Source organism: Thiomicrorhabdus sediminis, from assembly GCF_005885815.1.
Classification (GTDB): Bacteria; Pseudomonadota; Gammaproteobacteria; order Thiomicrospirales; family Thiomicrospiraceae; genus Thiomicrorhabdus; species Thiomicrorhabdus sediminis.
This window is the reverse complement of sequence record NZ_CP040602.1, coordinates 74,954-94,560: the sequence shown is the minus strand read 5'-3', so window position 1 is coordinate 94,560 and position 19,607 is coordinate 74,954. Positions and strand designations below refer to the sequence as shown.

15 protein-coding genes are annotated in these 19,607 nt (G+C 48.2%); 11 read left to right on the top strand and 4 right to left on the bottom strand.

Annotated elements, in window-relative coordinates:
• The first annotated feature begins 16 nt into the window (after window positions 1-16).
• The 3 genes from FE785_RS00400 to FE785_RS00390 all read left to right on the top strand — a co-directional run bounded on the left by FE785_RS00400 (window position 17) and on the right by FE785_RS00390 (window position 3,428).
• Window positions 17-1,222 carry a cation:proton antiporter gene (locus FE785_RS00400; protein ID WP_138563310.1) on the top strand — a complete coding sequence of 402 codons (1,206 nt, stop codon included), beginning with the start codon at window positions 17-19 and terminating at the stop codon, window positions 1,220-1,222.
• A gap of 92 nt (window positions 1,223-1,314) precedes the next feature.
• Window positions 1,315-2,184 (top strand): DNA/RNA non-specific endonuclease, encoded by an 870-nt coding sequence (locus tag FE785_RS00395; RefSeq protein WP_138563308.1) that lies wholly within the window; start codon window positions 1,315-1,317, stop codon window positions 2,182-2,184.
• A gap of 44 nt (window positions 2,185-2,228) precedes the next feature.
• Window positions 2,229-3,428 (top strand): murein transglycosylase domain-containing protein, encoded by a 1,200-nt coding sequence (locus tag FE785_RS00390; RefSeq protein ID WP_238696284.1) that lies wholly within the window; start codon window positions 2,229-2,231, stop codon window positions 3,426-3,428.
• Window positions 3,429-3,432: 4 nt separating this feature from the next.
• Here FE785_RS00390 and FE785_RS00385 read toward each other — a convergent pair whose 3' ends face one another.
• A complete protein-coding gene (locus FE785_RS00385) occupies window positions 3,433-6,123 on the bottom strand; it encodes an EAL domain-containing protein (RefSeq protein WP_138563306.1) in 2,691 nt (896 codons plus the stop codon).
• 287 nt (window positions 6,124-6,410) lie between these two features.
• Between FE785_RS00385 and cmoA the strand changes: the two genes are divergently transcribed.
• From cmoA to FE785_RS00370, 3 genes are all read left to right on the top strand, one after another.
• Complete coding sequence (gene cmoA, locus FE785_RS00380; protein ID WP_138563304.1) at window positions 6,411-7,136, top strand: carboxy-S-adenosyl-L-methionine synthase CmoA; 726 nt, start codon at window positions 6,411-6,413, stop codon at window positions 7,134-7,136.
• 11 nt (window positions 7,137-7,147) lie between these two features.
• Entirely contained in the window at window positions 7,148-8,155 is a 1,008-nt protein-coding gene (gene cmoB, locus FE785_RS00375) for a tRNA 5-methoxyuridine(34)/uridine 5-oxyacetic acid(34) synthase CmoB (RefSeq protein ID WP_138563302.1), read from the top strand.
• Window positions 8,156-8,295: 140 nt separating this feature from the next.
• On the top strand, window positions 8,296-9,123 hold the full coding sequence (locus tag FE785_RS00370) for an HDOD domain-containing protein (protein ID WP_138563300.1): 828 nt from the start codon (window positions 8,296-8,298) through the stop codon (window positions 9,121-9,123).
• Here FE785_RS00370 and hrpB read toward each other — a convergent pair.
• The 3 genes from hrpB to FE785_RS00355 all read right to left on the bottom strand — a co-directional run bounded on the left by hrpB (window position 9,120) and on the right by FE785_RS00355 (window position 13,745).
• The gene (gene hrpB, locus FE785_RS00365) at window positions 9,120-11,663 is read right to left on the bottom strand and encodes an ATP-dependent helicase HrpB (RefSeq protein ID WP_138563298.1); all 2,544 of its coding nucleotides are present in this window, start codon (window positions 11,661-11,663) and stop codon (window positions 9,120-9,122) included. The genes FE785_RS00370 and hrpB overlap by 4 nt on opposite strands.
• Before the next feature lie 61 nt (window positions 11,664-11,724).
• Window positions 11,725-12,501: an EAL domain-containing protein gene (locus tag FE785_RS00360; protein ID WP_138563296.1), complete on the bottom strand. Its 777-nt coding sequence runs from the start codon at window positions 12,499-12,501 to the stop codon at window positions 11,725-11,727.
• A 128-nt stretch (window positions 12,502-12,629) separates the two neighbouring features.
• Window positions 12,630-13,745 (bottom strand): pyridoxal-phosphate-dependent aminotransferase family protein, encoded by a 1,116-nt coding sequence (locus FE785_RS00355; RefSeq protein ID WP_138563294.1) that lies wholly within the window; start codon window positions 13,743-13,745, stop codon window positions 12,630-12,632.
• Window positions 13,746-13,871: 126 nt separating this feature from the next.
• Between FE785_RS00355 and FE785_RS00350 the strand changes: the two genes are divergently transcribed.
• From FE785_RS00350 to FE785_RS00330, 5 genes are all read left to right on the top strand, one after another.
• On the top strand, window positions 13,872-15,308 hold the full coding sequence (locus tag FE785_RS00350; RefSeq protein ID WP_138563292.1) for an FAD-linked oxidase C-terminal domain-containing protein: 1,437 nt from the start codon (window positions 13,872-13,874) through the stop codon (window positions 15,306-15,308).
• Window positions 15,308-16,300, top strand: a complete 993-nt coding sequence (locus FE785_RS00345; protein WP_138563290.1) for an FAD-binding protein — start codon at window positions 15,308-15,310, stop codon at window positions 16,298-16,300. The genes FE785_RS00350 and FE785_RS00345 overlap by 1 nt, the downstream gene beginning before the upstream one ends.
• Before the next feature lie 27 nt (window positions 16,301-16,327).
• Window positions 16,328-17,527, top strand: coding sequence for a glycolate oxidase subunit GlcF (gene glcF / locus FE785_RS00340; RefSeq protein ID WP_138563288.1), 1,200 nt, complete (start codon window positions 16,328-16,330; stop codon window positions 17,525-17,527).
• 137 nt (window positions 17,528-17,664) lie between these two features.
• Window positions 17,665-18,633, top strand: coding sequence for an AAA family ATPase (locus tag FE785_RS00335; protein WP_138563286.1), 969 nt, complete (start codon window positions 17,665-17,667; stop codon window positions 18,631-18,633).
• A gap of 30 nt (window positions 18,634-18,663) precedes the next feature.
• A complete protein-coding gene (locus FE785_RS00330; RefSeq protein WP_138563284.1) occupies window positions 18,664-19,599 on the top strand; it encodes a DUF58 domain-containing protein in 936 nt (311 codons plus the stop codon).
• The last annotated feature ends 8 nt before the right edge of the window (window positions 19,600-19,607 follow it).

Genomic DNA, 19,607 nt, shown 5'->3' with positions numbered 1-19,607 from the left:
GTATAGAATAGCGCTTATGCAAGATTATGCCACCCATCACATTCTGATTACTTTCGGGGCTCTGTTCATGCTTGGACTGGTTGCCGACCTACTCGGCCGACACACGCCGCTGCCCAGAGTTACCCTGCTGATTATCAGCGGTTTCCTGATTGGTCCTGAGGCACTGAACTGGCTGCCGAGCTTCACTCAACAATGGTTTCCTATCCTCACCGATATCGCTTTGGCGATGATCGGCTTTTTACTCGGTCAAAGTCTGACCAAAAACAAACTCAAACGCATGGGACGACCCATTCTAGGTATTTCACTTGGCGTAATGTTTATGACATCGATACTGATGTTTAGCGGCTTATTGCTATTAGGCGCGCCACTCGAATTGGCGCTGATTTTCGCCGCCATAGCCCCCGCCACCGCACCGGCACCGGTGGTGGATGTGACCCAACAGCTCAATGCAAAAGGACCGCTCACCGATACCTTGCTGGGAATTGTCGCAGTGGATGATGCCTGGGGGTTACTACTGTTCAGTTTATTGCTGGTCAGTGCCGCTTTTCTAGCCGGAGAAGACCAAAGCCTATTCAGCCTCTACAGCGGACTTTGGGAACTGGGTGGCGCACTTGCATTGGGGCTGGCGCTGGGCTTTCCGATGGCTTATTTAAGCGGCCATATCTATCCCGGAAAATCGACTCAGGCAGAGGTGCTTGGCCTAGTTCTGCTCTGTGCCGGTTTGGCAGAATGGCTCGGCGTATCTTATATTCTTTCGGCTATGGTGATGGGCACCATCGTAGCCAATTTCACCAAACACCATCGCCACCGTCCCTTTGAGGATATGCAGCGCTTTGAATGGCCGCTATTGATTCTGTTTTTCCTGCTTGCCGGCGCCCAATTACAGCTTGAAGCCTTGCAGCAAGCCGGGATTTTCGGTTTGGCCTATATTTTATTGCGCGTTTTAGGACGCATAACCGGCTCTTATTTAGGTGCCCAATGGGCAAGATGTGAAGCGAAAAACTATCATTATCTGGGCTTGGCGATGCTGCCTCATGCCGGGATTCCTATCGGGATGGCACTGGTGGCGATCAATCATTTCCCGGAATATCAATCGGTTATTCTATCGGTCATTTTAGGATCGACCATCGCCTTTGAATTGATCGGCCCCCCGATTACCCGAGCGATTTTGATCAGATCCGGCGAGGGTCATCCGGTTAAATTCAAAGCGCATAAAAAATAGACTGAAAACAACGCTAGGACTTAACCGCGAACTTGCCTACAATAGCGCGATAAAATTCATCTCCGATTATCCACGAGCTTTACAACAAATTTATGAAAACCAATCGAAGCCTTATTAACGCTGTCATCCAGCTACTGTTCAAACACCCTAAAATTCTTTTCGCGCTACCCGTTATTGCGGTGATTTGGTTTGGTTATGAAAACCTGATTGCCAGACCGGGCATGGCGTTTATGGGAGTGCCGCAAATCACTCAAGCCCACCGTGATAAAGGGTTATCCCATATTCTCCGCAATGACGGCTTTATGCTCGAATATTCCGAAGGGCTACGCAATCCTTTATGGGTCACCTATCAGGTGACCCAAGCGAACTATAAAAGCGGTAAACGTCCGCGACAGTTCTCCAGCGATTGGCGCTCCTTGCAGTCAATCAGTCATCAAGACTATACCGGTTCGGGATTCGACCGCGGCCATATGGCACCTAATTACCTGATTGCCAGCCGTTACGGACGTAATGCGCAGTTGGATACCTTTTTAATGACCAATATCAGCCCGCAAAAAGCCAACCTCAACCAGAAATCCTGGCAGCGATTGGAAGAACTGGTGGCAAATGATTTTCATGACTGGTTCGGTGATTTCTGGGTCGTTACCGGACCGATTTTCTCCGCCACCCCGAAAACCTTGAAAAACTCATCGGTGCGAATTCCGGATGCTTTCTACAAGATTCTCATCAAGCCTGGCCAACAGGCGGAAAACCCACAGGTTCTCGCCTTTATTTTTCCGCAAAATGCCGGTGCCAATGACAGCCTCATGAAATTTGTCAGCACCATCGATGAAATAGAAAAACGAACCGGATTGGATTTTTTCCATCAACTCGACGATAACATTGAAGCACTTATCGAAGCGGAAAAATCACCGCAGAAATGGCGCTTGTCCGAGGTGGCAAAACGCCCTAACCGTTATTGAAAATAGCGCTTTTTATCCAAGCAAAAGCTCGGTATGATGCAGTGATGGATAAACAATTGATGCCATTAACTGACAACTCAGCCGACAGCGCATCAGCTGTCAGTCGCCGTCACTGGCTTAGCGCCGCTTTTATCGGTGCCGCGGGCTTGGCGAGCGGCGGTTGTACCGTCAGCCAAATCAGGCAGAGTATCAATGCTGCCAGCCATTTAAAAGACGGAAATGTTTCCCAAGCGATTGTCAGTCAGATACCCGGTACTGGCATAGTGCCGATTGATTCAGCTCTAAGAAAAGAGTTGGTCGGTTTGCTCGATAGTATCGGGGAGTTCTGGTCTGATAAAAAAACCGCCGGTACCCGTACCTATGTCAAATATAGCGATCATTATCAAAGCCGAGCCATTATCGACTTTGAGTCCGGACACATCACCGTCGAGACCGTGGTTGAGCAAGAATCTAAAGCGGCGCTGAAAAAAGCCATAGTGCAAACCCTGCTAACGCCTAGAGATCCGACTCAGGTCGACCTGTTCAGCGCTAAACCGCCGCAAGTCGGTGCCGAACCTTTTTTACTGCATCTGGTAGAAGATCAAGACAAACAAGCCATTCGCTATCTATGGCGTGCCAACCGTTTTGCCGACTATCTGCTGGCAAACCGTTGGCAAACTCGACAGGATGGCGACAAGACCCGCTATCAGGTGCAATTCGATATGGTCGGCAACTACCGTATGCAGCAACGGCGCCTGTATGCAAAAGCGGTCTATCAACAGTGTCAGCGTTTCGGTATAGAACCGGCCTTGGTATTTGCCATTATCGAGACCGAAAGCAGCTTTAACCCTTTTGCGGTAAGCAGTGCGCCGGCCTATGGTTTAATGCAGATTGTGCCGCAAACGGCGGGGCGTGATGTCTATGAACTGCTCAATCAACGTTCCGGCTCACCGAGCCAATCGCTGTTATTTAACCCCTTGCGGAATATCGAATATGGCACCGCTTATCTGTCGATTTTGCAGAACCGCTACCTCAACCCTATCTACAATGCCCAAAGCCTTGAATACTGCATGATCGCTGCTTATAACACCGGCGCGGGGAATGTATTAAGAGCCTTCTCGGAAAATAAAAGAATCGCCTTCAAGCAGATCAATCGCATGGACAGCGAACAGGTCTACCAGCACCTAAGACAATACCTGTCGACCCATGAGGCACGCCAGTATTTGTATAAGGTGCGCCACAAGAAAACCAAGTACCTGACTTGATAACTTAGTGCGAACGTCCTAACAGTTGAATGATTTCCTCTTCGGGTAGCGGCTTGCTATACAGATAACCTTGCGCTTTTTGACAGCCGTTTTCCACCATGAATTGTGCCTGCTGTTCGGTTTCCACCCCCTCGGCAATCAAATCCAAACCAAGGCTGTTCGCCATGGAGATAATCGCGCGAGTGATTTCGCAATCTTCACGCTCTTCAGGGATATTGCGAACAAACGACTGGTCGATTTTCAGCTTATCAATCGGCATACGTTTTAATTCGGCGAGAGACGAATAACCGGTACCGAAATCGTCGATAGAAACGGTAATTCCCATTTTTTGCAAGGCGCTCAATACATTGGCCGCATAGTCATAATCACTCAAAACCAGACTTTCGGTGATCTCCAACTCAATCCATTCCGGCTGGCAACCGGTAGCCATCAGACTGTCTTCCACCAATTCCAGTAAACGCTCGTCCTGGAACTGTCTGGCCGAAACGTTAATGGCAATGCGCTGATCGATGATGCCTGACTTACGCCAATTTACCGCTGCCAGCATGGCATCGAACATGACCTGCTGACCGATATGGATAATCATCCCGGTATCTTCCGCCAACGGAATAAAATCGATTGGTGGAATCATGCCTTTTTCCGGATGCTGCCAACGAACCAGAGCTTCGAAACCGGTGATTTTTCCCTCGGCAATATCGTATTGAGGCTGATAATGCATAACGAATTGACGGTGTTTGATCGCTTCACGCAGGTTTTCTTCCACTTCCAGACGATAGAGCGCTTTTTCGGTCATTTCCGGATCATAGAACGCATAATTGTTGCGACCCGATGCCTTCGCTTGATACATCGCGGTATCGGCATTTTTCATCAATTCAATTGGATTCTTGCCATCAGTCGAAGACAGGCTCACACCAATACTGGTCGTCAGATAGAAGGCGCGTTTATCAACAAAGATTGGATGGGCAATGACATTGAGCAGGTTCTGTACAATATCGGCAACCTCTTCACTTTTCTTCACCTCATCGATAATCACGGTAAATTCATCGCCACCCAAACGCGATACGGTATCGACTTCGCGGACCGCCGATTTCAGACGTTTGGCGCACTCCACCAAAACACTGTCACCCACTCGATGACCGTGGGTATCGTTTATCTCCTTGAAACGGTCCAAATCGATAAACAACACCGCTACCACCGTTTTGGAAATGCGACAGTGGTCTAACGCCTGCTGCAATCGGTCTATAAACAGCACGCGATTGGGCAGATGGGTCAGAGAATCATGATAAGCCATGAAATCGAGCTCTTTTTTCTGCGTTTCAAGCTGATTTTTGGCTTTCAGATAAGGGGTAATATCATGACCGATTTCAATCACCTTTTCGACATGACCATAATCGTCAAACAAAGGCGTTGAGGTGAACTCGAAATAACGTTTCTTACCGTTTGGCGCGATAATTTTCTGCACGATACTGGCCGATTTACCACTGCTGAAACATTTTTTAATCGGGCAGATACGATGATCCTGCTCACAAGGCTGGTCAACATTGTAGATATCGTCCCTGCAATTCTGACTGTCGGTTTCCACCAAATCGGCAAAATCATAATATTGCGCCGCATTGTTTTTCAGGGTAACAGAGAAATCGGCTTCCACTACCTGAATGGTGTGATCCAAACCATCGATAATGCTCTGCCAGAAAAAGCTCTGATGCTGTAACGCCTGATCCTTGGTTTTCACCTCACTGAGCAGGCTTTCATTAAAATCACTGGCTTTTCGCGACACTCTATTGGCACGACGCCATAAATACAAAACCAACAAAAACAAGTAGATAAAGGTCAGGATGCCATAAACTTGCAATGACGCTTGATAGGCACTTTCCAGCACTGGCTGTAGCGGCTGGAACAGATAAATCACCGCCAAAGGCTGATTTTCGGTGCCGTAAAGTTTTTTGAAGCTGACGAACAGTTGCTCTTTAGATAACGCAATGAAGTTTGTGCTATTTGTCCGGTGCTGCAATTCATACTGGTCGATAAGCTGCACCAGTTCCGGTAAGGCATTGACATTAGCGATATAGTGTTTACCCAGAAAGCGCTTGGAAAACGGGTTTTTCAATTGGTTTTGGTAACTTTCGTCAACCAGAATGACCGATTCGATACCTCTATCGGTAAGCTTTTGCGCTATCGAATTAAACTTGGCCAATACCTCGAAAACACCAATAAATTGACCGTCTTCATACACCGGCACCATGGTTTTAAAGGTCAAATCAAAGGCGCCGACACTGACACTCTGCATAATGCGCGGATTGGCATAAAGAAGCTGCAGGTCTTTGCGTTTTTCAATGATTTTATCGCCATGTTTGTCGGTCCAGCTACGGTATAAACTGTTGCCTTCAGCATCTAATAGCTGAATCCAAACATTTTTCAGACCCGAGTAGTTCGACACCTGTTCCACGAATTGACTGAAATCGATTTCTGAGGACTGGCGCTGTCTTAAAACCGTTTTCAGCGAACTTTCCTGCACCAGAGATAATGCAATCAACATCACCTTATCTTTTTTTGCCTGCACCAAAGTATCCACCAGATTCGCTGTCTGCTGGGCGGATTGATGAAAGCGTTGCTGGGTGTCTATTTTGGTTTGTCGTTCCAGGTAGCTGTAGACCAAAAACAGCACACCCAAAAACAGTACAAAGGAGACCAGCAAACGTTTTAAAAGCTTAGTGGAAATCAGAACCGGAACCTCATTAACAACGGCTTACAAATGGATTTTCAATATTAATATTCGGTTATTGTAGCCTAATATAGCAAAAACTTCGTTAATCGCCTTAAATGCGAAGCTATTCTGTTGCCATTAACTAATATTAACGACGCGAAAATCAACGATTTGTTTTAAAATAACTGCACATTCAACATACTGACTTGATAATGTTTTTTTGTCTAGTCGCGTATTCGCCTGTCTTATAAATGGTAAATTCGTTGTAAAGGTCACTTATGCAAAAAGACACTCTCTACGCCTCAACTCATGAAGCACTCGGTGCTTTCCAATTTGATGAGTCTGTTGTCGCGGTCTTTCCCGATATGATCAGCCGCTCGGTGCCGGGCTACCAAACCATTCTCACCGGTATTGGCGAATTGACTCGTCAATATGCGCAAAAAGACAGTCAACTGTATGATTTGGGTTGTTCATTAGGCGCGGCAGCCCTAACTATGCGCCGCAATGTTGAAGTCGAAAACTGCAAGATTATAGCCATTGATAATTCAGAAGCGATGATTCAACGCGCCACCGAGTATGTTCAGGCCTACCATTCCGAGGTACCGTTGATTTTACAGCAGGGTGATATCGCCGAGATTGAAATTGAAGACGCTTCGGTTGTCGTCATCAACTTTACGTTGCAATTTATCGCCCCGGAACAACGTCAATCGCTAGTGAATAAAGTCTATCAAGGCATGAAACCGGGAGGCATTCTGATTTTGTCGGAAAAACTGCATTTCGACGACGAGCAGATGCAACAAGCCATCGAACATTTGCACCTGCAATTTAAACGCTCCAACGGTTATTCCGAATTGGAAATCAGCCAAAAACGCAGCGCCTTGGAAAACGTCCTGATCAGCGACAATCAGCAGACCCATTTACAACGTATGCAAGACGCCGGTTTCAGCACTGCCGGCATCTGGTTTCAAGCCTATAATTTCGCCTCATTTCTGGCTATTAAATAACCTTTTTTACTATGCAAAACCCTTTTAAAATTCATTTCGAAAACCTCTGGCAGGCTTTACATGACAATGAACCGCTAAATAGCTGGTCATCATTGTTACAACCGGCGTTGGAGGCAGCGGTTGCCGCCGAAAACAACGGCAACCTAGTTCGCTGGTCGCACGCCTTGGAGCAAATCAAGGCGTTTCCCAATAACGCCAATTTCGCTATCGACCAAGCCAGCGTCAGCGCCAGTAGCGCCAGCAGCTTATCAGAGCAGGAAAAACTTGCCCTCACCGAGGCATTGAAAGGCTTACACCCTTGGCGTAAAGGACCGTTCGATCTGCATGATATTCATATCGATACCGAATGGCGTTCGGATTGGAAATGGGATCGCGTCTATCCCCACATCGCCTCACTGGAAAACCGAACCGTATTGGATATTGGCTGCGGTAGCGGTTACCACCTGTGGCGTATGCTCGGCAGCGGCGCCAAACTGGCGGTTGGTGTCGATCCAAGCCTGCTTTCGATGATGCAGTTCCTTAGTGTCGAACATTTCATTAAACAGCAACAGCCGGCTTATTTTCTTCCTCTAACGCTGGAACAACTCCCGATCGATAAACGTGGTGGCGGATTTGATAGCGTATTCTCCATGGGCGTGCTCTACCATAGACGCTCGCCTATCGACCATATCTACGACCTCAAAAGCCAGCTACGTGGCGGTGGTGAATTGATTTTGGAAACGCTGGTCATTCCTGAAGACTATGGACAGATGCTATTGCCGGAAGACCGTTACGCGCAGATGAGAAATGTCTGGTTCTTACCGAATGTCAAAGAGCTGCAGCACTGGTTACAACGTTGCGGCTTTATCAATGTGCGCTGTGTTGATCTTAACCCGACCAGCATTGATGAACAGCGCACCACCGAATGGATGGAATGGAACTCTCTGGAAAGCTTTTTAGACCCGCAAGACCATAGTAAAACCATTGAAGGTTATCCGGCTCCTTTACGTGCCGTGATGGTCTGCAATAAACCTCAATAAGATACATACAAGACTTATTACGATAAATTTTCCTTGCGCTACTCAAGATTTTTTTTAGAAACGCAATAAAAGGCTTGTGCTTAAATAATCGCCAGAAAATAACAAGCTGGCGCTTAACCTTTAAGAGAAGCCTTAAATTCATGCAAGAAGCTATTAAACGAGCCGTTGCTGTCATAAACAGCGTAAAACTTCCCGAAATGCCGAAAGAGATTGCCGATCTCGACCAAGAACTTAGTCATCCGTTGAGCAATAGCCGTAATGTGGCAAAAATCATCGAACAGAACACCACCTTGACCGGCGATGTGCTGAGAATCATCAAAGAGCGTGGCTTGAATAAAAGCGGCCAACCACTCAACTCGATTTACGATGCGGTCAATCTCGTCGGCTTGACCACCATCAGAAACGTCATCCTCACCGCCGCCTTTGAGCGCGCCAAAGGTCGAGGTTCTCTATTTGCCAATATTATTGAGCAGAATATCGATACCGCCTTCTGTATGGCGGAATTAGCCGATCATGTTCATGGCATAACGCCAAACGAGGCTTTTATGCTCGGCTTGATGCACAATGCCGGCGCTTTGGTTTTGGCGGAAAAAGACGCCTCTCGTTATGAAAAACTGCATAACCATTCATTGGTTTACCCAACCGGCATCATTGATAAAGAAGAACGGGTCTTCAATACAAATCATGCCATGATCGGTGCAGTTCTCGGCAGAATGTGGGGGCTAAGCTCGGAAATGATGAGCGCGATTCGCTTTCATCATATGGCAGATTGCAGCAGTATCGCCGATGAAAAAATCCGTTCAATGGTCGCCATGCTGAGAATCGCCTGGTCGATAGTCGCAGAAATTACCGGCGACAGTTTCCGTAGCGAGGATATGAAGAACTTTGAGCTTAATGGTCTGGAAGAGCTACTGATCGATAGCGACCATATTCAAACCATCCGACGCGCTTTAATCATCCGTACTTAACGGCGTTTGATCGAAGTGCCGGCTTTTTCTTGCAAGGGCTGTTCCGGCCAGCGATGTTTCGGATAACGGCCCCGCATCTCTTTAGCAACCTCAAAATAAGAACTCTGCCAGAAGTTTGCCAAATCGGCCGTTACTTGAATGGGGCGGCGCGCCGGCGACAATAACTCAAAGCTCAATTTTTGCTGCCCCCAAGCCAACGGAGGTGACGCCAACTCACCAAACAACTCCTGCAACACCACCGAGACCTTAGGCAATTGGCCAATTTGATAATCAATCTCGATGACTCTGCCACTTGGGGTTTGATAGCTTTCCGGGGCTTGTAAATCAACCTCCTGCCATAATTCATAGGGCAAGATCGCCTGTATCAAGCCATGGAGATCAATACGTTTTAAATCTGACAGACTCTGTAAATCGCTAATATAGGGCACTAACCACTTATCCATATTATCGATCAAGGCTTGTTCGCAAAGATCTGGCCAATCCTCAGTCTGCTCTGGCGCATAATTCCTCAACCAACGCACCCTTTGCAACCAACGCAAAGTCGTTTTGGACCATGGCAAAAGCTGTAATCTTGTCTGTTGCAAAGCTTGATATAAACAGCGGTTAAACGCTTGTTGGTCAAATTCCTGCAACGGCGTTTGCTGCAAGGTTATCGCCCCTAAATTACGGCTTTGGTAACCGTTGATTTGCCCGCTGTCTTGCTCATAACGATAAACGGCTTGCTCGACAATATTGGCTTGCTGTTCAATTTGCGCCGCAGCAATCGGCATGGCCAGATAAATTCGACCATCACGACGTTGACCATCCAAATCGGCGACCACAATCCACTCGCTTGGCGGCAAGGCGTGATGCTCAGGCCACTTGACCCCTTTACCGTTGGCCAATAAAAACTCATGACTATTGTTGCGTCGTTGCTTGGCGATTCGATCGGGAAATACCTGCGCCAGCAGCTCAGCAGCATGCTCTTGCAGATAAGCATCACTGTGCACGATTAAGCGGCAATTCATTAATCGCGCTAAACGTTTGGCTGTTTGCGCAACCTGTTCGGTCACCGCAGCCTTAAGCGGATAACGTTTAAGCGCCTGTTGCGCTTGCTGACGATAAGCCTGTAAAGCACCTATACGATTAATGAAAAGCAAATCGTCACCTTGCTGGTAAAAATGCAAATCAGTTAATAAGGCGGCCAGATCACAAGCCAGTGCCTTACGCGTCTCGTCCGCATCACTATTTTTCTCCAACATCGATGCAATTCTTGCATCGAAGTGAAGACTTACCGACTTTTTGCCGCTTTTAGTGATTTTATTTTCTGAATCTATCAGTTCTAATTGTTGTAAAAGCTGTTGCGCTTTGGTCAGGTGAGCAGGCGGCGGAGCCGTCAACCATTGTAAATCGTCGGCACCAGCTCCCCATTGACTCAAAGCCATTTGTAGAGCGGTTAAGTCACTGGTGATAATCTCTTCCTTTGGATAATCAGGCAAGGATTGATGTTGAGACTCGCTCCATAGGCGGTAACAGCTACCGGCTTGGACGCGGCCGGCACGCCCTTGGCGCTGAGTAGCCTGAGCCTTACTGATGCGTTGGCTGATTAAAGCGGTCATGGCGCTGCTGACGTCATAGCGGGCAACCTTTTCCAACCCGCTATCCACCACGGCACTGATATTGGCGATGGTCAAACTGGTTTCGGCAATATTGGTGGCGAGCACGATTTTTTGCCGACCCTGCTGATCCGCTCGCAATGCCTGTTCCTGCTGCGCCGCTTTTAAAGCCCCATATAACGGACAGATCAGCACAGTATCGGCTTGCTGCCGCCAAAACTCTTGCAGACTCTGCTGCAAGCGCAAAATATCGGCTTGCCCCGGTAGAAAAACCAGTATGTCGCCATCTGTCTGCTGCTGTGCCTGAATCACCAGTTTTTGCAAAGCGGGTAACCAGTCACGCCAATGCAGAGAGCTCAGGGGTTTTTCTAAAAAATGGGTTGTCACCGGGTAGCTTCTACCCTGACAACTGACAACAGGTGCCCGATTAAGGTTTTGACTTAACAGATCACTATCGATAGTGGCTGACATCACCAGCACTTTCAACGATTGATTGAAAACGCTACGGATATCATGGCTAAGGGTCAGCGCAAGATCGGCATGGATGGAGCGTTCATGGAATTCATCGAAAATAATCAAACCGGTACCGCTTAATTCCGGGTCCTGCAGCATACGTTGGGTCAATATCCCTTCGGTAATGATTTCCAAACGGGTATGCGCACTGACACGACGTTCATTGCGCACCTGATAACCGACAGTTTGACCGACCTGTTCACCAAGCTGATTAGCCAGATAATGCGCCAACGCCTTGGTCGCCAGACGCCTTGGCTCAAGCATGACAATTCGCTGGTTTGCCAATTCCAAGTGTTGCAACAGATATAGAGGCACAGCGGTAGATTTACCCGCTCCCGGCTCGGCTTGCAGAATCAGGCTATCGTTATGACTCAACAGCTCTACAATCTGAGGCAGGTGTTCAGTAATGGGAAGGTCTTGGAAAATGGCCATTAAAATGCGAATACACTAACTAAAAAAGACCATTATAAAGCCTAGCTTAAGTGTGTTGGCGCTAAGCGAAGATATCCAGGGATAAATCGACTCTTGGCAGACTTTGAAAACCTGGCTTGGCAAAGTAAAACCCTTGCATCAGATAGACACCGTGATGTTTGAAATAAGCCGCTTCTTCATAGGTTTCCACCCCCTCGGCAAGCAGGCTAATGTGTAAATCCTTGGCAATGGAAAGCATGCCTTTGAGGATAGACTGTTTAACACTGTCTTTATGGATATCACGAACCAGATTGATGTCCAGTTTCATAATATTGGGAATGAATTTCGATAAGGTATTCAAACCGGCATGACCAGCACCGAAATCATCTAACGCGGTGATAAAACCCTGTTTCTGATAATACCGGAAAATCTTGGTCAGATGATCCAAGTCATACACCGCTTCGGACTCGGTGATTTCGAACATGATTTTTTCATGGGGAAAATTGCAGATTTTGGCGGTCTGTAAAGTACTTTGAATACAGTGCTCCGGTTCATAAACCGCATTCGGCAAGAAGTTGATGCTTAAGACCTTATCAAGCCCCAGTTTAGCGGCCAAAGCAATTGCCTTCATACGACAAGACTGGTCGAAAGCATAACGGTTATGGTCATCGACTTTTGACAACACATGACCGGCTCCCTCTTGGTTGACTCCTCTGACCAAGGCTTCGTAACCGAAAATTTCACGCCTCTGCACATCAACCAAAGGCTGGAAGGCGAAAGTGAAATCAAACTCCAATAAGGATTCACACTTTTTGCAGCCGATTTTGACTTCTTCAACAGAAGGAAATTGCGTTGCCATAATCTGAAACCTTTACATCATTGCCATGGAATAAACTGAATATTATACAGAATATCGCGAACACCGTTTTTCAAACCAAAAAGCCCCAGTTCAGTACAAACCAGTGCGCTTGGTAAATTCCGTTCTTTTTAGTTGGGCAGAACTTCGTTTAAAGCGGCCAAACAGAACAAAACCTTCTCTTTACGCGCCGTATCGCCCATTAAACCGATACGCCAAACCTTACCGGCAAAATCTCCCAGACCGGCACCGATTTCAAGATTATATTCGTTGAGCAGCGTACTACGAATCTTAGCATCATCGACTCCTTGAGGAATCCATACCGAGTTAAGTTGCGGCAATCGAGATGCCTCGTCGACGACAAACTTGATCCCCATTTTCTCAAGACCGGTTTTTAACTGCTGATGCATATCAGCATGACGTTTCCAGGCGTTTTCGATACCTTCTTCTTTGAGCATTAGCAAAGATTCATGCAGTCCATAAAGCGCATTGACCGGTGCAGTGTGATGATAGGCTCGCTTGGCACCGCCCCCCCAGTAACCGAGCACCAAATTCAAATCCAAAAACCAACTTGGCACTTTACTGGAACGGTTTTTGACCTTTTCCAAAGCCTTTTCGTTGAAGCTGATTGGCGAAAGCCCCGGTACACAAGACAGACATTTCTGGGTACCGGAATAAATCGCATCAACTCCCCATTCATCAACTTTCAGCTCAATCCCACCCAAAGAAGTCACCGCATCGACAATGGTCAAACAATCATGTTTTTGCGCAATCTGACAAATAGCCGCTACATCCGAACAGGCACCGGTAGAGGTTTCAGCGTGAACAAAGGCGACAATCTTTGCATCAGGATTGGCTTGGCAAGCGGCTTCGACCTTTTCTGGTGTGACCGCAGTGCCCCAATCATCGGCTACTACTATAGCCTCACCACCAAAACGTTCGATATTCTCTTTCATGCGGTTACCGAAAACACCGTTAATGCAGACAATCACCTTGTCGCCCGGTTCAACAAGGTTAACAAAACAGGTTTCCATGCCCGCCGAACCCGGTGCCGATACCGGCATGGTCAACTCGTTGGTGGTCTGAAAAGCATACTTAAGCAACTCTTTGGTTTCATCCATCATGCGAATAAATTCAGGATCCAAATGACCGATAGTTGGTCGAGCCAGTGCTGACAGGACTCTTGGGTGAATATCCGAAGGGCCTGGGCCCATTAACGTACGCACTGGAGGATTAAAAGATTGCATAAGCACCGCCTTTCATTTAATAATAGGTTTTAAATTTCATTCACTTAAAGCAAGAACAGGCTCCAATTATAGTGTTGAAGCTCTTGCAGATACAAGGTTGTATTTAAGCTTACATCAAAGGTGACTATGGCGCTAATCGAAGCCTTGGAAAAAGCAATCGGCAAAGACAATGTCCTGTCCAGCGAAGAAGCCTGTCGACCCTATGAGTGCGATGCTCTCTCCGCTTACCGACAAAAACCGCTGGCCGTCGCCCTTCCCGAAAATGTCGACCAGGTCAGACAGGTGCTAAAACTCTGCAAACAGTATCAAACACCGGTTATTACCCGCGGTTCCGGTACCGGGCTCGCCGGAGGCACCTTACCGCAAGCCGACAGTGTGATTCTCGGTCTCGCCAAACTCAACCAGATATTACAGATTGACCCTTTACAGAGAACCGCCATAGTTCAACCTGGTGTACGCAATATTACCATTTCTGAAGCGGCTGCCAAATATAACCTTTACTATGCCCCCGACCCTTCTTCGCAAATCGCGTGTTCCATCGGCGGCAATGTCGCCGAAAATTCGGGCGGCGTTCACTGCCTGAAATACGGTCTTACCGTACATAATGTTACCTCTATCACCGTACTCGATATGGACGGCGACCCGATTATCTTCGATGAAAAGGACGATGGCATCGATCTATTGGCGTTAATGAACGGTTCGGAAGGTCTTTTGGGGGTGATTGTCGAGATCAAACTCAAACTGCTACCCAAGCCGGAAGCGGCTCAATTGGTCATGGCGGCGTTTAATTCGGTCGATCAATGTGCCGATGCGGTCACCAGCGTATTAAAACAGGGAATTATTCCGGCCGGACTGGAAATGATGGATCAGTTTGCCATTCAGGCTGCGGAAGACTTCGCTCAGGTCGGCTATCCCACCGATGCCGCAGCACTGCTGCTTTGCGAAGTCGACGGCAGTCATGATCAGGTTCAGGTAGATAGCCAAAGAGTTGCCGATATTCTGAGTGCAAACGGTGCCCACCAGATTCAAGTCTCCCAAAATGAAAGCCAGCGCCTTGCTCTGTGGCAGGGACGCAAAAACGCTTTTCCTGCAGTGGGACGCTATTCTCCCGACTATTACTGTATGGACGGCACGATTCCGCGCAGCCAGCTGGCCTACGTCTTGCAGAAAATCAGCCAATTATCGAATAAATACGGCTTAAGGGTAGCCAATGTATTCCACGCTGGTGACGGTAATCTTCATCCATTGATTCTATATGATGCAAACAAACCCGGCGAACTGGAACAGACCGAAAAGTTCGGCGCTGAAATCCTCCGCTTGTGTGTCGATGTCGGCGGCACCATCACCGGGGAACACGGTGTCGGTGTCGAGAAACTCGATTCCATGTGCCACCAGTATTCCGATGCCGAACTGGAGGTTTTCCACGGCATTAAAAAGGTATTCGACAATACCGGCCTGCTCAATCCGGGTAAAGCGGTACCGACCCTGCACCGTTGTGCCGAACTGGGACATATGCATGTGCACAACAATCAACTGCCACACCCTGAATTGGAGCGTTTTTAATGGCGCTAGACACCCATAACGCTGCAAGCCCCTTCGAACAACAACTGATCGAGCAGATTCAGCAGGCGAAAACCGAACAGAGCAAAATCCAGATTATCGGTCACGGCAGCAAGGTGCCGATTGACCATCAAGTCGAACACCTCAGCCTGAAAGAACATAGCGGCATTATTCAATATGATCCGGCGGAACTGGTGATTACCGTGAAAAGCGGTACCCCTTTGGCTGAACTGAATGCGGTACTGGCGCAAAACAATCAAATGCTCGGTTTTGAACCGCCCGAATACGGTAATTCGACCATTGGCGGCACCTATGCCTGCGCCTTGACCGGACCCTCCTTTCCATTTCGAGGACGCTTGCGCGATTACATTCTGGGCAGCAAGGTTATCGACGGTCGTGGCCATTTAATGCAGTTTGGCGGCAAGATGATCAAAAACGTCGCCGGCTACGATGTCTCACGCATGTTATGCGGCTCCAAAGGGTCACTGGCGGTGGTCACCGAATTGAGTATGAAAGTGCTGCCGAAAATTGAGGAAACCACCTACTGCATAGAGATGCCCGAAGGTGAAGCGATTCTATTGATGAACCAGATGCAAGGCACCGCCCTGCCTATTTCCGCCTGTGCCTATTATCAGGGCCGATTTTATTATCGCGTTGCCGGTGAACACCCAAAGCAGGACAACCGGGTTGAAGTCAATCTGTGCACTAACGATATCTGGCAAACCCTGAACCCGTTCAAACCCGATCTGCAACAGGGGCAAAAACTCTGGCGTTTGGATGTGGAAAGCACCAACCCGGCGATTGAAAACACCATTGCGGTCAGTATGGGCGGTTCACGACGCTGGGTGGCCAGTGAAAACAAACCCAACCACCCTTATGTCACCCTGTGGGATCAGCGTTTCCTGCCGAGAAACAATGATAAACCTTGCGTCAAACGCATTAAATCCGGGCTCAAGAAGGTGTTTGATCCACATGGCATTTTTAAAGACCTTTAAGGCTATGGACAAAGGATAGAAGCGACTATGCAAACAGAGCTTGCTAAAGATTTGTTGGAAACCGAAACCGGTCAAACCGCCGATCGCATTTTACGCTCTTGTGTGCACTGTGGTTTTTGTCTGTCTACCTGTCCGACCTATGCGGTGCTCGGCGATGAACTGGACTCTCCCAGAGGCCGGATCTATCTGATTAAAAGCCTGCTTGAAGGCAATCCGGCTGGACACAGCACCCACCAACATCTAGACCGTTGCCTAACCTGCCTGAATTGCGAAACCACCTGTCCTTCAGGGGTTGAATACGGTCATCTGCTCGATATCGGCAGAACCTTGGCGGAACAACAAATCAAACGCCCCCCGGCGAATCGACTGGCACGATTTATTGTCCGTAAAAGCCTGACCACTCCCTGGCTATTCAATTCACTGGTCGCATTAATGCCTTTTTTACGTCATTCAAAAGCGGTGCAACTCAGTATCGAAGAACAGGCTTTGCAACAGGAGCTGATAAGCCGTGAGGATGCGATCAAAAACAGTGTGATTTTGCTGTCCGGTTGTGTCCAGCCCAGTCTGGCTCCAAATATCAATCAAGCCACCGTTCGGGTACTCAATAAACTCGGTTTGAATGTCATCAAAAGCGAACAGAAAAACTGTTGCGGAGCCATGGATGAACACCTTTGTGCCAGTGACGATGCGCTGATTAAGATCAAACGCAATATCGATGATTGGCTTCCCTATCTGCAACAAGGCTGTCAGGCGATTATCAGTAATACCAGTGGTTGCGGAGTCATGCTCAAAGACTATGCCCATCTGTTGAGAAACGATGAGGAATACTCAGACAAGGCGCGAATTATCAGTGATGCCAGTGTCGATATCGCCGAATTTCTCGCCAAGCAGGATCTATCGGCCTTCACCCACTATAAAAACCAGCGTGTCACCTATCATTCGCCCTGTACCTTGCAACATGGACAGAAATTACCCGGCCTGGTGGAAGATACCTTGCGCCGTTTGGGCTACCGTGTCAGCCTGCCAAAGGATGCTCACCTTTGCTGCGGCTCGGCTGGCACCTATTCAATCCTTCAACCGAAGCTCGCCAAGCAGTTACGCGCCAATAAAATCGAGCAATTGGAAGACACCAAACCGCCGATTATTGTCACCGCCAATATCGGCTGCCTGATGCACCTGCAAAAAGCCACCAAAACCCCGGTAAAACACTGGATAGAACTGCTCTAAAGCACTATTTGAACAACTCCTCGCAACGACACTCTGAACAAAGTTTTACTTTTCGCTCTCAACCCTGCCACCCTGAGACGATTTGAGTATAATGCGGGGAAACGCTTTTACTAGAGCCAAACAAAAAGGGTGTATTTGTGGCCAATAACCTCGCACAGGATTTTCAACAACTACAACAGCAAATCAATCAACATATTATCGGTCAGCAGCACTTAACCGAACGTCTGTTAATTGCACTGTTAGCCGATGGTCATCTACTGGTCGAAGGCCCACCGGGTCTTGCCAAAACCAAGGCAATCAAAACCCTTGCCGATTTTATCGAAGGCAGCTTCCATCGCATTCAGTTCACCCCCGATTTGCTGCCGTCTGACATTACCGGTACCGAAATCTATCGCCCGGAAAACGGCGCTTTCGAATTCCAGTCCGGGCCGATTTTCCATAACCTGATCCTTGCCGATGAAATCAACCGTGCGCCCGCTAAGGTGCAAGCCGCTTTGCTTGAGGCGATGGCTGAAGGTCAGGTCAGTGTCGGTAAACGCAGTTTACCGATGGAACAGCTTTTTATGGTCATGGCGACCCAAAACCCGTTGGAGCAGGAAGGCACCTATCCATTGCCGGAAGCGCAGCTCGACCGTTTTATGCTCCATGTCAATATCGGCTACCCGGATGCACAAAGCGAACGTCAAATTCTTGATCTGGTCGAAAACGAAGCGCGTCGCAAAGAAGCCACCGCTGCAGCCAGCCATTTAACTCAGGATAAGCTGTTCGAGGCACGCCAGCAGATTCTCGATATCCATGTGGCCGACAATGTCAAAACCTATCTGGTCGAACTGGTCATGGCTACACGCGAAGCCAAAAGCTACTCCGATGAACTTGCCCAGCAGATTGCCGTAGGTGTCAGCCCGCGCGCTACCATTGCGCTGTCTCGCTGCGCCCGTGCCCATGCATGGTTACACGGTAAAGACTTTGTCAGCCCAGACAATGTTCAGGCGGTGATCCATGATGTCTTCCGCCACCGGCTGTTATTGAGTTTCGAGGCCGAGGCACAAGGCGTTGATTGCGATACGGTTATCAACCAGATTCTTCAACTGGTTCCGGTAACCTGATTCAGCGCTATCTTGAGATGATGCTTAGTTATGACTGCGAATGCTATGGATAATGACAGTCTGTACAGCCAATTGGATGAACTGGTGGCGTTCAGGTTTCACGTGAAGCAAAAGAAACTCAAACACCAGCCCAATCAACTCGCCCATCACAGTGGTGAGCATACTGCGTTGAAAAAAGGTCGTGGCATGAGCTTTAGCGAGGTACGCCAATATCAACCCGGTGACGACATCCGCCATATAGATTGGCGTGTCACCGCACGCACGCAAAAACCGCATACCAAGCTGTTTATTGAGGAAAACGAACGTCCCGCCTTGGTGGTGGTTGAACAGACCGCCAATATGTTCTTCGGCTCGCGAGTCCATACCAAAGCGGCGCAGGCATTAAATATCGCGGCAATCTTGGGCTGGGTCTCATTACAGCAAAATGAACGTATCGGTGCTCTGCTGTTCAACGGGCAAAAACACCACTGGCAGGCGGCAAAACGTCAAACCTCGGAGTGGGGTTTTTGCCTGCAACAGGCGATTGCCTTACAAAACCAGTTGCGTCAACCGCAATCACCCAACGCCAAAGACTGGCCTCAGGCACTCAAACAACTTTTATTGAGCCCGAGCGCCAACCACAAGGTGTTTTTAATCGGCGATATGATCAATATGACGCAATGCGCTACCAAAGAATTACTGCAATTGAGCAAAAAAGCCGATGTCAGCGCGATCCACATTTATGATCCTTTGGAAAAACAGCTACCACACTTCGGTTGGCTTAGCCTGACCCCCTCTTTGCAGAGCGATAACTGGCTGCAACTCGATAGCAGTAACTCAAAAACCCAAGCCGCCTATCAAGACCTTTATCAAAAGCAGTGGCGGCAAACCTTTGATCGATGCAGTCAACTCGGTATCGCCCTGATAGAGGTATCCAGTGCGGCAAACCCGATGTCGGCTTTAATGCAACAACAATTAATTGTCTAATGGAGGCG